Raw genomic sequence first — 13,124 nt, 5'->3', positions numbered from 1 at the left:
GATCCACTGGCGCCACAGGAAACGGATGGCACACCGGCCTGAGCCCGGGGCGCCAGTTACACCGCAGGAGCATCCGACCGTTGTCGAAACGGTCAACAGGATCCGCGCGCATGTTCTCGAAGAGAACGGTCGGAGCGACATCATCCGCACCGGTCTGGATGCAGGCGTTTTCGGGGACCTCTACCATACCCTGATGACCATGAGTTGGTTCACGTTCTTCTGGGCGTCCCTGGGCCTGTATCTGGTCATCAATGTCGCCTTCGCGCTGATGTATTATGTCATCCCTCACAGTGTGAGCGGTGTCCCGCACGGCGATTTCCTCGACGATATTTTCTTTAGCGTTCAAACGATCTCGACCGTCGGTTATGGCACCATGTCCCCCGTCGGGCGGCTGACGAACACGATCGTCTCCTTCGAAGTGCTGGCGGGCATGATGCTGAATGCCGTGGCGACCGGACTGGTCTTCGCCCGTTTCTCCCGTCCCCGCGCCAGGGTGCTGTTCAGTCATGTGGCGGTCGTGTCCTATGACGACGTGATCCCGACGCTGACGATCCGCCTGGCCAACCAGCGCCGGACCCTGATCCTCTCTGCCAATATCGAAATGACCCTGACGCGCCTGATGCCCGATGAGCGTGGACGTCTGGTCCGGCGGTTCGACCGGCTGTCGCTTATTCAGTCCCACATGCCGATCTTCCGGATCAGCCTGAACGCAACCCATCTGATTGACGAACACAGCCCGCTCTACGGCCTGTCCGCGGAGACGCTGATTGGCCAGAACGCGGAAATCATCATCACAATGGATGGTACGGACGAGATTTCGTCCCAGACCGTTTTTGCCCGTCACGCCTATGAGATCGGACATGTGAAACACGGTTACCGTTTTTCGGATATGATCGAAAATCGTCCGGATGGCCGGGTGGAGGTCGATTTCCGTCGCTTCCATACGACTGAGCCGGGCGATATGCCCAAGGCACCTGATCCTACCCCCTGACAGGAGATATCCCATGACGGATTTCGTGACGGACGACAGACATGATTTCGGCACCGGCCTGCTGAAGGCCTCGGTCAGACGTCATGGCGCCGAACTGGTCGCCCTGCGCAGCGGATCGGAAGACCTGCTCTGGAACGCGGGGCCGGCCTGGCCGAAACATTCGCCGATCCTGTTCCCGATCATCGGGAAACTCCCCGATGACAGGTCCACGCTCAATGGACAGCCCGTGCATCTCAGACAGCACGGACTGGCGCGGGACCGGGTGTTCCGATGGATCGCGCGGACGGCGGAAGGCTGCACGCTGGAACTCGTGGACGATGCGGAAAGCCGTGCCCTCTTTCCTGCCGCCTTCCGCCTTCAGGTGGTCTATCTGATCGAGAACGCCACGCTGCGGGTCTCGTACCACCTGCACAACCCGGACAGCAGCCAGACACTCCATGCCTCGCTCGGCGCACATCCGGCATTCCGCTGGCCGCTGAAGGAGGGGGTAGCAAAAGAGAACTACAGGCTGGTCTTTGAATATGACGAGCCCCTGCCCGTCCGTCGGATCGGTGCCGATGGGCTGATGCTGCCCGAGAAGTTCCATACACCGGTCAGGGACAATATTCTTCCCCTGACGGATGCGCTGTTTGCAAAAGACGCCCTCATCCTGGAGAAGCCGGAAAGCCGGTCCGTGGATATGGTTGATCCGGACGGGCATGGCATCCGGTTCGTCTGGGGCGGCTTCCGGGAACTTGGTCTGTGGACAAAGCCAGGCGCGGAATTCCTGTGCATCGAACCCTGGTACGGATATGCGACACCGGTGGGATTTGCGGATGATTTTTCATGCAAGCCCGGTCTGCTGCACCTGAAACCGGGTGAGAGCTGGACGGCGTTCTGGTCCGTCCGGGCAATCTGAAAAAAAGCCCGTCGCGCTTTTGAACAGCGTGACGGGCAACAGGCTCAGGCCTGAATGGCATCCCGCAAACGCGCGACCGTCCGCTCACGGCCCATCAGGCCGAGCAGGACATGCAGTTCCGGCCCTGCGTCCTCACCCGTCAGAGCCAGACGCAACGGCATGAACAGGCTGCGGCCCTTGCGGCCGGACTGCTCCTTGAGCGCGTTGGTCCAGTCCTTCCACGTCTCCTCGCCCCACGGCTCGGGCGGGAGGGTGTCGAGGGCCTGCTGAAGGAATGCACGGTCTTCCGGCTGGGACGGCGGAATGATCGTACCATGCACCACGTCCCACCAGTGCGGGATTTCAGCCGACAGATCCACATTGCCACGCACGGCATGCCAGAATGTCTCGTCGGCTTCGGGCGGCAGGTGAATCTTCGCGGCTTCAAACGGCAGGTTGTGCAGTGCGCGCCGGTTCAGGGCAAGAAGCTGCGTCATGTCGAAACGGGCGGCCGACTTGGACACATGCGAGATGTCATAGGCCGCAATGGCCTCGTCCATCGTCATGACCTGCGGATCATCCGAAGAACCGACGCGGGCGAGATAGGAGACGATCGACATCGGCTCCAGCCCGTCCTGACGCAGGGATTTCAACGCCAGCGAGTCAAACCGCTTGGACAGCTTGCCACCATCGGAATCCAGCAGAAGCGGCAGATGCGCGAAGGTGAAATGGTCGGGCTTTGCGCCAAGCGCCTCGGCGATGTCAATCTGCACGCCGGTATTGGTTACATGGTCTTCGCCGCGGACGATATGGGTGATGCCCATGTCCAGATCGTCGATGACGGAGGCCAGGGTGTAGAGGATCGTCCCGTCCCCACGCACCAGAACCGGATCGGAAATGGCCGTCAGCTTGACCGAGCACTCGTCCATGACGAGATCCTGCCACTTGCGGCTGCCATCGCTGAGACGGAAGCGCCAGTGCGGCGTCTTACCGTTGGCTTCGGCGCGGGCGCGCTGTTCGGCGGTGAGCTTGAGCATGGCACGATCATAGATCGGCGCCTTGCCGGCACGGATGCGGGCTTCACGCTTGGCGTTCAGCTCATATTCCGTCTCGAAGCACGGATAGAGACGGCCGGACGCCTTCAGCTTTTCGATGACTTCGGCATAGCGGTCGAGACGCTCGGACTGGCGCACATACTCGTCCCATTTCAGCCCCAGCCATGACAGATCCTTGCCGATGGCTTCTTCATATTCGGGCTTGCCGCGACTGGTATCGGTATCGTCGATCCGCAGCAGGAACTTGGCGCCGTTATGGCGTGCGAAAAGGAAGTTGGCGACGGCAAGGCGCGCATTGCCAACATGCAGGTAACCGGTGGGGGACGGAGCGAAGCGCAGTTTCATGACGCCTTAATGCCGCATGATGCGCCGCGTTGCCAGAGCGGGTTTTTATGAAAGGCCGCGCATAGGAAGAAGCGCATGCCCCTTCCCTGCAGCGGGTGTTCAGTGACGGATCACTTCGTGACGGTTTTCATCATCCTCGTCGTCTTCATCATCCGGCGGACCAGCGATTTCCTCGTCATCGACGAGGCGGCGCGGGTCAATGGCGCGCCAGTCGCGCTCCATCGGAGTGGCGCGGCTGGCGGCGAAGTCCTCAAGTTCCGTGGACGATTTCCAGCCGTCTTCGCCAGCATCCACGACTTCGGCGTTCTCACCGAAGGCGAGCCAGTTCTCGATCACTTCCTTGCTGCTGGCCCCCGGCGTACGGCAGCGCTCGATGCTGTCACGGACATAGGCGCGAGCATAGGCATTGGCATGCATCAGGTCGATGAAGTCTTTCACGACCTCGACCGTATCATCCTCGCCTTCCGACGCGCCGGACAAATCGATGATGCGTACGCTCCACGTTCCCGGCTCAGTGACGGTTTCGGGTGCGCCTTCGACAGGGTCAATCGTATCGTCGGTCATGAAATGTCCTTGGGTGTCTCGTGGCTGTCACGCACCTTCTGGAGCAGGAACTCGCGTCCGAGCTTGACGCGGGGCTGCCCGTCATAGGCCACGATGTCAGCCGTTGCATAGGTTTCGGACCAGCGGTCGGGGATGAAGGACCCGCTGCCGATCACGTCGATCGGGGCATGAGCGTCCCGCATCGTCGAGCATTTAGCGACATTGAAGCCGGAGGACACGACGATCTTCACATGGTGGAAACCGGCATGGTCCAGAGCTTCGCGCATGCGCCAGATGGCTGCGGCCGATACACCCGTCCCCACCAGATCCCGCAGTTCCTGATCGGAACGGTAGCGGCGGATGGTGCCGGGCGTGTGACGCTCAAGCACTCCATATGAGGACTGGGGGTCCAGTCCTTCAAGGAAGCGCCCACCATGCGTGTCCAGACGGACACTCAGATGGCCCCTTGCAGCACGCTCGGGAAAGCGGCGGCAGACAGCAAGAGCATCCGTGATTTCCTGCCCGAAGTAATCCACAAGGACCGTGAGCGGATCGTTCGGATAGACCTCGTCATACATCTCCGCCGCCCGCAGCGTGGAGCCGGCATAACCGATCAGGGCATGAGGCATCGTGCCCAGACCGGCATCGAGACCGAAGAAACCAGCCGTCGCGTCATTGGCATTGCCGATGAAGCCGCGGGCCCCTTCCTTCCGCGCGGCGCGGGAGCCGACGCCTGCCGCATAGGCCATCTGTTCCTGCATCTCGAAACCCGCGCAGTGCCGGGCGTCCATTGCAAGAAACGGGATGGACGGCAGCGCCATGGCCATCTGATAGGCGTTATGGGCGGCCACGCAGGTCGCGCCGATCCGCTGGAGCACCAGTGTTTCCAGCGGGGCCAGCCGGGTGAAGCTGCCGGTCAGGTACAGCAGCGGTTCACCCGCGCCGACCCACTCGCCCTCGGCATACATTTCCCGACAGTCCAGAGCGAAGCCCTGGGCCTTTGCCACGTTCTTCAGCCACTGGACGACCAGCCCACAGGCCGCAATCACCGGGCGGCGGATGAACACCGCATAGGTGACGCGGGAATCCCCGAAATGCTCCACGATGTGCCGCGTTCGCCCAAAATAGGCATCCGTGCGCGCTTCGATTGTTTTCTCGTCCAGCGGGCCGAGTGTTCCAAGCGCGCGCTGAAGCGCGGCCTGCGGAGAATTCTGGGGATCAGAGGCGGTCATTCTTTCTTTCCTGCTCGTCCCGTCAATTCCTGAGCAAGAAGGAAGGCCATTTCAAGTGACTGTTCCGCATTAAGGCGCGGATCACAGAATGTTTCATAGCGACCGGCCAGATCGTCCTCGGTCAGGCACTGCGCACCACCAATGCATTCCGTGACGTCCTGACCCGTCATTTCCAGATGGATACCCCCCGGACGGCGGCCAATGGCCTCAAACACGTCGAAGAAGCCGAGGACCTCGCCCAGGATGTTGTCGAAGGAGCGGGTCTTGATCTTGTTGGACGTTGTCGTGGTGTTGCCGTGCATGGGATCGCACAGCCAGGTCACGGTGCGCCCCGTGCGGTTCACGGCATCGAGCAACGGCGGCAGGTGATCGCGCACCTTGTCCTTGCCCATGCGCGAGATCAGCGTGATACGCCCGGCCTCGTCCTTCGGGTTCAGGATTTCGAGCAGCTTTTCAAGATCCGCGACCGTCGTGGTCGGGCCGACCTTGATGCCGATCGGGTTCTGCACCCCACGCAGGAACTCGACATGCGCGCCGTCCGGCTGGCGGGTGCGGTCACCGATCCACAGGAAATGCGCCGAGCAGTCGTAGTAATCGCCGCTCGTGCTGTCCACGCGGGTCAGAGCCTGTTCGTAAGGCAGCAGCAGGGCTTCGTGGGACGTGTAGAACTCCGTCTCATCGATCTGCGAGGCCGAGCCATCGAAACCGCAGGCGCGCAGGAACGAGAGCGTCTCATCAATGCGATGGGCCAGATCCTGATAACGGGCAGCCAGCGGGGAACGCTCGACGAATCCGAGGTTCCAGCGATGGACCTGATGCAGGTTCGCATAACCGCCATGCGCAAAGGCGCGCAGCAGGTTCATCACGCCTGCGGACTGGAAATATCCGGTTTCCATGCGCGCGGGATCGGGGATACGGGCCTCGGGTGTGAACTCGGGACCGTTGATGATATCGCCGCGATAGCACGGCAGCGTCACGCCATCGATTGTCTCAGTGTTGGACGAACGCGGCTTGGCGTACTGGCCGGCCATACGACCGATCTTCACGACGGGTACCTTGGCGGCGAAGGTCAGGACGACAGCCATCTGGAGCAGGACGCGGAACGTGTCGCGCACGATGTCGGCGGTGAATTCGTCGAAGCTCTCGGCACAGGCGCCGCCCTGCAGGACGAAGGCTTCTCCGCGCGATGCGGCGGCCAGACGCGTCTTGAGACGGCGGGCTTCACCCGCAAAAACCAACGGGGGATATCGATGCAGACGAGCTTCGACAGCAGCAAGCGCCGCTTCATCCGCATAGGATGGAGCCTGGACGATGGGACGGGAACGCCAGCTTGCAGGAGACCAGGACATCGTGTTGGTGGACGTCGGGGTCTGGCTCGAGGGGTGCATCAAATGCCCTCCGGATGAGTGTGAATGCAGAAGTTGCGGGGCGCTGGTTATGGCCGAAAAAGCGCGGCGTTGATAGCGCGAAACGTCAGATTGTATCGCATGGCACCTGTCTGCTGATGGAATGTTTCGCGGACGGGCGAAACCCCATGCCACGCAAACCGCGATACCCCACCCCACACCACCACATCGCCGTCGAGCAGTTCGATGATGCGTTTCGGGTCCGTGCGGTGTAAGCCACCGAACGAAAAACGGGCGGGTACGCCAAGGGAAACCGAGACAACCGGAGCCTCGGGCATCCCTTCATCCCTGTCCTGATGCAGACCCATTTTCGCTCCGGGTCCATAGCGGTTGATGAGGCAGGACGCAGGGTCGAAGCCCTCATACCCCGCTTCGGTTGCCGCCCGGACCGCAAGGTGACGAAGTGCGTCTGGCATGGCGGGCCAGAATTGGCCGGTCTGCGGATCGGTTCGGGAATAGCGATAGCCCGATGGATCGGCGACCCAGCCACAGGCGCCACACGATGTCATCGCAGCCGACATCTGGCCCATACGGGTGCGGAAATGGCGGAAAGGCGCCTGTGCGCTCACCTGTGCAATGGCCTGATGGAGCCCCTGCGCTTCGGACAGGGCAAAACCCGGCAGCCATACGACCCCCTCGGCAAGGACAGTTCGCGGACGGACGGATGCGAGAAGATCATCCATCAGCCACCGCCCCGAACTGGAAAAACCAATACTGATATCGTCATGTCCTCTGATATGGGGCGGCCCTGAAACGGTTCCAGAGGAAAAGAAGTCTTGAACACGGCGGAAAGCGGGCCGATTATAGACTGATATGCCGCCTTGCCGGGGATGTCAGAGCCTGACGTCGCGTTTCCTCCGGAAGGCAGCCTTGTTGTCATGATCGGCCAAGGACCGGATCACATGTTGTCCTCTTCCCGTTTCTTCTGCCACGCCCTGCTGGCGACCGCTCTGCTGGGAGGGGCGGCACAGGCCCAGACCGCATCCTTCGGTCAGCCTTACGCGGCCGGCACGACGCTTCCGACGCAGTCAGGTCAGAGCGATGCGCAGTCCCAGACCACGACTGGCGGTGAGCATTTCCGTGCCCGCGGCCATCGCAAGCCGCCGCCGGGTTATTCCGACACGCCGTCCAACGAGTTCGAACATGGCCCCGATCCGGACCATGAAGCCGGTGTGGAGCGCGATTCCGTGACGGGTGCGAACATCTCCAAGTTCGGTTCGTCCTATCAGGGCAGCAACAATACGCAGTCCGGACAGCTGGGTGACGCATCGGGCAATGGCTGGACAGCCCCGCGCGGAAACGGCTGGTAAGACGCAACCAAACTCCCGGCAGCAAGTTCTGGTCCTCGTATGAATGTCTTCGAGGATCAGAACCATGCCGTATATCACCGCTACTGATGGAACGAGCCTTCACGTCAAGGACATGGGAGCGGGCAGGCCCGTCGTCCTGATCCACGGATGGCCCCTCACCGGGGACATGTGGGAAAAGCAGACGCTGGCTTTGGTCGAGGCGGGCTACCGCGTCGTCACCTATGACCGCCGCGGGTTTGGCCAGTCAGGCCATCCGATCAACTGCTACGACTATGACACGCTGGCCGATGATCTGGCCGTCATCCTTGAACAGCTTGATCTGTGGGATGCGACGCTGGTCGGGTTCTCCATGGGCGGCGGAGAAGTCGCACGCTATCTGAGCCGTCATGGCCGCTCACGCATTTCCAAAACGGTACTGCTGTCTTCGGTCGTCCCCTTCCTGCTCAAAACGTCCGACAACCCTAGGGGCGTGGACATTTCCGTCTTCGACGGCGTCAAGCAGAAGATCCGGCAGGACCGCTTTGGCTTCCTGAAGGATTTCATTCCTGATTTCTATGGTGTCAGCCTGATGCATCGTCCGGTCAGCCAGGGCGTGCTGGACTGGACCTTCATTCTGGCCTGCATGGCAAGCCCGATGGCGACGCTGGACTGTGTGGATGCCTGGGGGACGACGGATTTCCGTCCTGATCTTCAGGCCTTTACCGTTCCCACGCTGGTCATTCATGGTGGGGGAGACACTACTGTCCCGGCAGAGATCGCCGGGGAAAAAGCTGCGGCCGCCATCCCGGGATCAACGTGGATTTCCTATGACGGCGCCCCGCACGGGCTATTCATGACGCATGCCGAACGGGTGAACGAAGACCTGCTGCGGTTCCTCGCCACACCCTGACGGGCTTCAGAACGCGCCCTTGAGAAAGGCCCTGCTGACCGGCATTTCGGTGCGCACGATCAGCAGCGAGCCGATGGCCAGCACCAGATCATGCCGGATCGACGGGTCCTGTGACTGACGCTCCAGCGCATAGAGTTCGTCCAGGGTCGGATCGATCGTGGCGGTCGTATGGGTCAGGGGCAGCTTGCGACGCAGCAGGTTGCGGACCAGCCCATCCACCGCCGTCACCGCCGTATCCGGCAGGCTTCCATGCTCTGCAAGTTTGCGGAGCATCAGCACGTTCCGTCCTACTGTCAGGACGGAGAGCGTCCCGCGCAGCATGGCTTCCGCCCGCTCACTGGACAGGGAGCCGGCAAAGCGCACGGCACGCTCCATGCTCTGTGTGCCCTCGTTGATCCAGACATATTCGTCCATCACCACACCCGGCAGCGCCAGCCGTCGCAGGCTCCGCTTGAGCTGGTAGCGCAGGACCTCGCCCGCGCGGGCCGGGGTAAAGGGCAGGACGGCGCGGAAAATCACCACACCGGCACCAAGACCCAGCAGAAGCGCAATGGTGGTGTTGAACCAGCCGAGCTCGTTGATGCGTCCCTGGTTGTCCATGCCCAGCAGGAACGGGAAGAACGTGCCATAGGACGCGGCCATGACGGCAGTGGACGGATTGCGGGACGCCAGCCCGCCCAGCATCATGAAGAAGCCTGCCACAAGGCAGAAGAACGGATAATTGGCCGTCACCGGCATGACGATGAACACCGGAATAACACTTGCCAGAGCAGCGAAAACCGCACCGTAGAAGAAAGCCGCACTCAGCAGGACAGTGTTCTCGAAGGTTGCGAAACGCGCACAGACCACGGCGATGAAGGTCAGGAACACGCCCCCCTGTGGCCAGGCTGTGACTTCCCAGACATAGGCGCCGAACAGCAGCGCCACGGTCGTGCGAACGCCATTGCGCATCGAGGCACGCCAGTCCGGATTGCGGGTCAGGCGATGGCGTTCGGACACCGGAGCGCCATCCACGCTGGCCCGGTAGGAACGCAGGGTCTCGCACAGATCCGACAGCATGACTTCCACGCCGGTGAGAATGATCCCTTCGTTCAGGGAATCCTCATCGTCGCGGGGCAGGATCGTCTGCATGCGGCCCCGGCACTCCGCCAGAAGGGCTTCGGTCTGCACCAGGGCCGCGATACCGCGCCGATCCGTGAGCAGCCGCTCCGGCAGGCCGTCCAGGGCAGTGGCCATGTCTTCAAGAAAAGGCCGCAGGGCTTCGGGCTGATGCGTGACGGACGTCATGCGGGTCCGCAGGCCCAGCCCGCGCGACAGGACGCGCGCGACCAGCCCGAGCGTGACATAGGCGTGCTCGACTTCGTTGCCCTCGCTGCGGATCTCGATGCGGCTGAATTCGATCTGGTCGCTGGAAGCCTGAAGCGAGCCCAGCAGGGTGGACAGGTCGTCCGTAGCACCCGGCTTCTGGCGCAACACAGCCGTCAGGGCAGGAATGGCCCGGGTCAGAATACCCTGAAGACGCTTGCGCAGTTCCTCACGTGCGCGGCCTGCGACATTGGGCAGGGCAATCATGCCCATCGCCGTCTCGCAGATCACACCGAGGAAAATATAGGTGCCGCGCGCCATCGCGACGTTGAAGACGTGATCGGGCTCCTTGACCGCACCGAGCGCAATGATGGTGCAGGTATAGCCGGCCAGCACGAGGGCATAGCCGCGGAAGTTGTGCGTCAGCGTCGCAAGACCGGCACACAGCCCGACCCAGAGCGCGAGGGCTGGCAGGAACAACCAGGGATATTGCGGAAAGGCCGCCATGAGCACGATGGCCATCACCATCCCGATCACGGTACCAACGAGACGCCAGCGGCCCTTGGAAATACTTTCGCCGCGAGAGTTCTGGGCGACGATCCAGACGGTCATGGCCGCCCATTGCGGCTCACCGAGTTCCATCCACAGCGCGATCGCCAGCGCCAGAAGCGCTGCGATCGTGGTGCGGAGAGCAAACATGACGGACGTGATGGACGGGGCAAACAGCCAGCCAAACTTCATGCCCGGTGCTGCCTTTCAGAAACTGTGTGACGGCCCGACTGCGGGGCCTCCGTAAGACCGTTACGCGCCGCCATGATGGTTCAGCCTGCTTTTCGGGGGACGTGACGTGTGAGGCTCCGCATGGTCACGAACTCCTCCGCACTGGTGGGGTGCAGGCCGATCGTGCGATCGAAATCCCGCTTGGTCAGCTTTGCCGTGATCGCAATGGCGAGGCCCTGGATGATCTCGGGCGCATCGGGACCGATCATGTGCGCACCGAGCACGATCTTGCTCTGCGCATCAACGACCAGCTTCATCAGGGTCTTGCCCTTGCGGCCCGAAAGCGTCTGGCGCATCGGGGTGAAGCTGGACGTATAGATGTCCACGTCATGGCTCTGCACGGCTTCTTCTTCGCTCAGGCCGACCGTGGCGAGCGGCTGGGAGAAGAACACGGCCTTGGGCGTCGTGGCAAAGGACCATTCGCGGCCCGGTTCGCCAAACAGACGCTCGGCCAGAATGTGGCCTTCAGCAATGGCCGTGGGCGTAAGGTTATAGGTGTCCGTCACATCCCCGATGGCATAAATGCCCGGCACGTTGGTCGTCGCATCATCGGGCTTGGCCGGAATACGGCCATCCCACGTGGCAACGCCTGCATTGTCGAGCTTCAGCGGGGCCAGATTGGGGTGACGGCCCGTCGCCATGAACACGCAGTCCGTCTCGATAACGTCACCGCCCTCAAGATGCAGACGATAGCCGTCCGCAACCTTTTCGATCCGCTCCGGGGAGCGACCGGGATGCGCCTTGATGCCGTTCAGCGGCAGCAGTTCGGCCAGATGGGCGCGCAGTTCGTTGTCAAAACCGCGCAGGGGATGAGGCTGGCGGAAAACCAGATCCACCTTCGAACCCAGTCCCGCAAAAATCCCGGCAAACTCGATGCCGATATAGCCGCTGCCGATCACGGCGACGCGCTCGGGACGGTCAGAGAGATGGAAGGCATCATCCGAGACGATGGCATATTCGGCACCGGGAATGTTCAGGCGCGTAGGCGTGGATCCGGTGGCGATGACAATGTTCTTTGCCCGGACACGCTGGACGGACGCATCCGGCGCGAGTTCGGACGGGCCGATTTCAACCGTATGGGCGTCCACGAAGCTGGCATCGCCTGTAAACAGCGTGACCCCGGCCTTTTCCAGCATCGAGACATAGACGCGGTTCAGGCGCTCGATCTCGCGGTCCTTCGCGCTGATCAGCGTGGACCAGTCATGAGCAACCGGTTTGACGTCCCAGCCATAGGACGGGGCATCGGCGATCTCGCGGCCATACTCGGCCGCATAGACCATCAGTTTCTTGGGCACGCAGCCGAGATTGACGCAGGTTCCGCCCCAGTGTCGACGCTCCGCAATCGCGACGCGCGCTCCGTTCTGGGCGGCAATGCGCGCACAGCGCACCCCGCCCGAACCGGCACCAATAACGAACAGATCAAAATCCTGCATCATCCCGGCCTTTCGTGCCTTTGAGACCTCAGCGCTCGGCAAAGGCCTTTTCAACGACATACGAACCCTGATGGCTCATATTGCCTTCCACGAAACCCATACGCTCGAGAAGGGCTTCGGTGTCGGCCAGCATTTCCGGCGAACCGCAGATCATGACGCGGTCATGCTCGGGATCGAGCTTGTCGATACCCAGATCCTCGAAGATCTTGCCCGTCTCGATCAGCTTGGTGATGCGATCGGTCACGGCATAGTCTTCACGCGTCACGGCCGGGTAGTAGCGCAGCTTGTCCTTGACGAACTCGCCCAGGAACTCGTGCTCCGGCAGTTCGTGGCGGATATGGTTCTCATAGGCCAGTTCGCCCGAGATGCGGACAGTGTGGCTGAGGATCACGTTCTCATAGCGCTCGTAAGCCTCGGGATCCTTGATGAGGCTCATGAACGGCGCCAGACCCGTACCCGTGGACAGGAAATACAGGTTGCGGCCCGGCTTGAGGTTGTCGAGCAGCAGCGTGCCGACCGGCTTGCGGCCGATCAGGACCGTATCGCCCACCTTCACATGGCGCAGACGCGAGGTCAGCGGACCATCGGGGACCGCGATGGAGAGGAACTCCATGTGGTCTTCATAGTTGGCGGAGGCGATCGAATAGGCGCGCAGAAGCGGCTTGCCTTCGACCTCGATGCCGATCATCGCGAACTGGCCGTTCTCGAAACGCAGGCCGGGATCACGCGTCGTGGTGAAGCTGAACAGGCGGTCCGTCCAATGATGAACCGTCAGCACCTTGGCGGGATACAGATGCGCATATTCCTTGCTCGGCTCGGCAAGGCGGTACTGCTTCGGATGGCCTTCGAACGGCACCAGGCCGGTCAGGGGCTCGTCGATGGTCGGAGTCGGGGCGGCAAAAGTCGGGGTGGACATGTCTGGTTCTGTCTCCGGTTCGGAACGGATAACAGGTCACGG

General features: G+C 61.9%; 12 protein-coding genes. 4 read left to right on the top strand and 8 right to left on the bottom strand.

The genetic code is table 11. The features are described 5' to 3' along the window. Positions 1–25: 25 nt before the first annotated feature. On the top strand, positions 26–991 hold the full coding sequence (locus HKD31_RS06030; RefSeq protein WP_194264171.1) for an ion channel: 966 nt from the start codon (positions 26–28) through the stop codon (positions 989–991). A 13-nt stretch (positions 992–1,004) separates the two neighbouring features. After that, positions 1,005–1,889 carry an aldose 1-epimerase family protein gene (locus tag HKD31_RS06025; protein WP_194264172.1) on the top strand — a complete coding sequence of 295 codons (885 nt, stop codon included), beginning with the start codon at positions 1,005–1,007 and terminating at the stop codon, positions 1,887–1,889. A 44-nt stretch (positions 1,890–1,933) separates the two neighbouring features. On the opposite strand, the gene gltX is transcribed toward HKD31_RS06025, so the two are convergent. The 5 genes from gltX to alkB form a co-directional block, all read right to left on the bottom strand. Continuing rightward, a complete protein-coding gene (gene gltX / locus HKD31_RS06020) occupies positions 1,934–3,268 on the bottom strand; it encodes a glutamate--tRNA ligase (RefSeq protein WP_194264173.1) in 1,335 nt (444 codons plus the stop codon). A 99-nt stretch (positions 3,269–3,367) separates the two neighbouring features. Further along, on the bottom strand, positions 3,368–3,832 hold the full coding sequence (locus HKD31_RS06015) for a hypothetical protein (protein WP_194264174.1): 465 nt from the start codon (positions 3,830–3,832) through the stop codon (positions 3,368–3,370). Continuing rightward, complete coding sequence (locus HKD31_RS06010; protein WP_194264175.1) at positions 3,829–5,043, bottom strand: nicotinate phosphoribosyltransferase; 1,215 nt, start codon at positions 5,041–5,043, stop codon at positions 3,829–3,831. Before HKD31_RS06010 ends, HKD31_RS06015 begins: the two co-directional genes overlap by 4 nt. After that, on the bottom strand, positions 5,040–6,431 hold the full coding sequence (locus HKD31_RS06005) for a class II 3-deoxy-7-phosphoheptulonate synthase (protein ID WP_194264465.1): 1,392 nt from the start codon (positions 6,429–6,431) through the stop codon (positions 5,040–5,042). The genes HKD31_RS06010 and HKD31_RS06005 overlap by 4 nt, the downstream gene beginning before the upstream one ends. 47 nt (positions 6,432–6,478) lie before the next feature. Next, on the bottom strand, positions 6,479–7,132 hold the full coding sequence (gene alkB / locus HKD31_RS06000) for a DNA oxidative demethylase AlkB (protein WP_194264176.1): 654 nt from the start codon (positions 7,130–7,132) through the stop codon (positions 6,479–6,481). 219 nt (positions 7,133–7,351) lie between these two features. Between alkB and HKD31_RS05995 the strand changes: the two genes are divergently transcribed. Both HKD31_RS05995 and HKD31_RS05990 read left to right on the top strand, forming a co-directional pair. Continuing rightward, entirely contained in the window at positions 7,352–7,759 is a 408-nt protein-coding gene (locus HKD31_RS05995; protein ID WP_081107264.1) for a hypothetical protein, read from the top strand. Positions 7,760–7,823: 64 nt separating this feature from the next. Beyond that, positions 7,824–8,648, top strand: coding sequence for an alpha/beta fold hydrolase (locus HKD31_RS05990; protein ID WP_194264177.1), 825 nt, complete (start codon positions 7,824–7,826; stop codon positions 8,646–8,648). Positions 8,649–8,654: 6 nt separating this feature from the next. Here the strand turns inward: HKD31_RS05990 and HKD31_RS05985 are convergent, their stop codons facing one another. From HKD31_RS05985 to HKD31_RS05975, 3 genes are all read right to left on the bottom strand, one after another. Continuing rightward, positions 8,655–10,694 carry an FUSC family protein gene (locus tag HKD31_RS05985; RefSeq protein ID WP_194264178.1) on the bottom strand — a complete coding sequence of 680 codons (2,040 nt, stop codon included), beginning with the start codon at positions 10,692–10,694 and terminating at the stop codon, positions 8,655–8,657. 80 nt (positions 10,695–10,774) lie between these two features. Further along, entirely contained in the window at positions 10,775–12,169 is a 1,395-nt protein-coding gene (gorA, locus tag HKD31_RS05980) for a glutathione-disulfide reductase (RefSeq protein WP_194264179.1), read from the bottom strand. Positions 12,170–12,194: 25 nt separating this feature from the next. Next, on the bottom strand, positions 12,195–13,082 hold the full coding sequence (locus HKD31_RS05975) for a ferredoxin--NADP reductase (RefSeq protein WP_062456300.1): 888 nt from the start codon (positions 13,080–13,082) through the stop codon (positions 12,195–12,197). Positions 13,083–13,124: the final 42 nt, after the last annotated feature.

This window comes from Gluconobacter potus (assembly GCF_015244705.1).
Classification (GTDB): Bacteria; Pseudomonadota; Alphaproteobacteria; order Acetobacterales; family Acetobacteraceae; genus Gluconobacter; species Gluconobacter potus.
Note: the sequence above shows the minus strand (reverse complement) of the source record. Positions and strands in the feature narration are given on the sequence as shown.

Coding starts and splice junctions, on each gene's coding strand:
- HKD31_RS06030 (WP_194264171.1), top strand. CDS start 26: ATGGCACACCGGCCTGAGCCCGGGGCGCCAGTTACACCGCAGGAGCAT.
- HKD31_RS06025 (WP_194264172.1), top strand. CDS start 1,005: ATGACGGATTTCGTGACGGACGACAGACATGATTTCGGCACCGGCCTG.
- gltX (WP_194264173.1), bottom strand. CDS start 3,268: ATGAAACTGCGCTTCGCTCCGTCCCCCACCGGTTACCTGCATGTTGGC.
- HKD31_RS06015 (WP_194264174.1), bottom strand. CDS start 3,832: ATGACCGACGATACGATTGACCCTGTCGAAGGCGCACCCGAAACCGTC.
- HKD31_RS06010 (WP_194264175.1), bottom strand. CDS start 5,043: ATGACCGCCTCTGATCCCCAGAATTCTCCGCAGGCCGCGCTTCAGCGC.
- HKD31_RS06005 (WP_194264465.1), bottom strand. CDS start 6,431: ATGCACCCCTCGAGCCAGACCCCGACGTCCACCAACACGATGTCCTGG.
- alkB (WP_194264176.1), bottom strand. CDS start 7,132: ATGGATGATCTTCTCGCATCCGTCCGTCCGCGAACTGTCCTTGCCGAG.
- HKD31_RS05995 (WP_081107264.1), top strand. CDS start 7,352: ATGTTGTCCTCTTCCCGTTTCTTCTGCCACGCCCTGCTGGCGACCGCT.
- HKD31_RS05990 (WP_194264177.1), top strand. CDS start 7,824: ATGCCGTATATCACCGCTACTGATGGAACGAGCCTTCACGTCAAGGAC.
- HKD31_RS05985 (WP_194264178.1), bottom strand. CDS start 10,694: ATGAAGTTTGGCTGGCTGTTTGCCCCGTCCATCACGTCCGTCATGTTT.
- gorA (WP_194264179.1), bottom strand. CDS start 12,169: ATGATGCAGGATTTTGATCTGTTCGTTATTGGTGCCGGTTCGGGCGGG.
- HKD31_RS05975 (WP_062456300.1), bottom strand. CDS start 13,082: ATGTCCACCCCGACTTTTGCCGCCCCGACTCCGACCATCGACGAGCCC.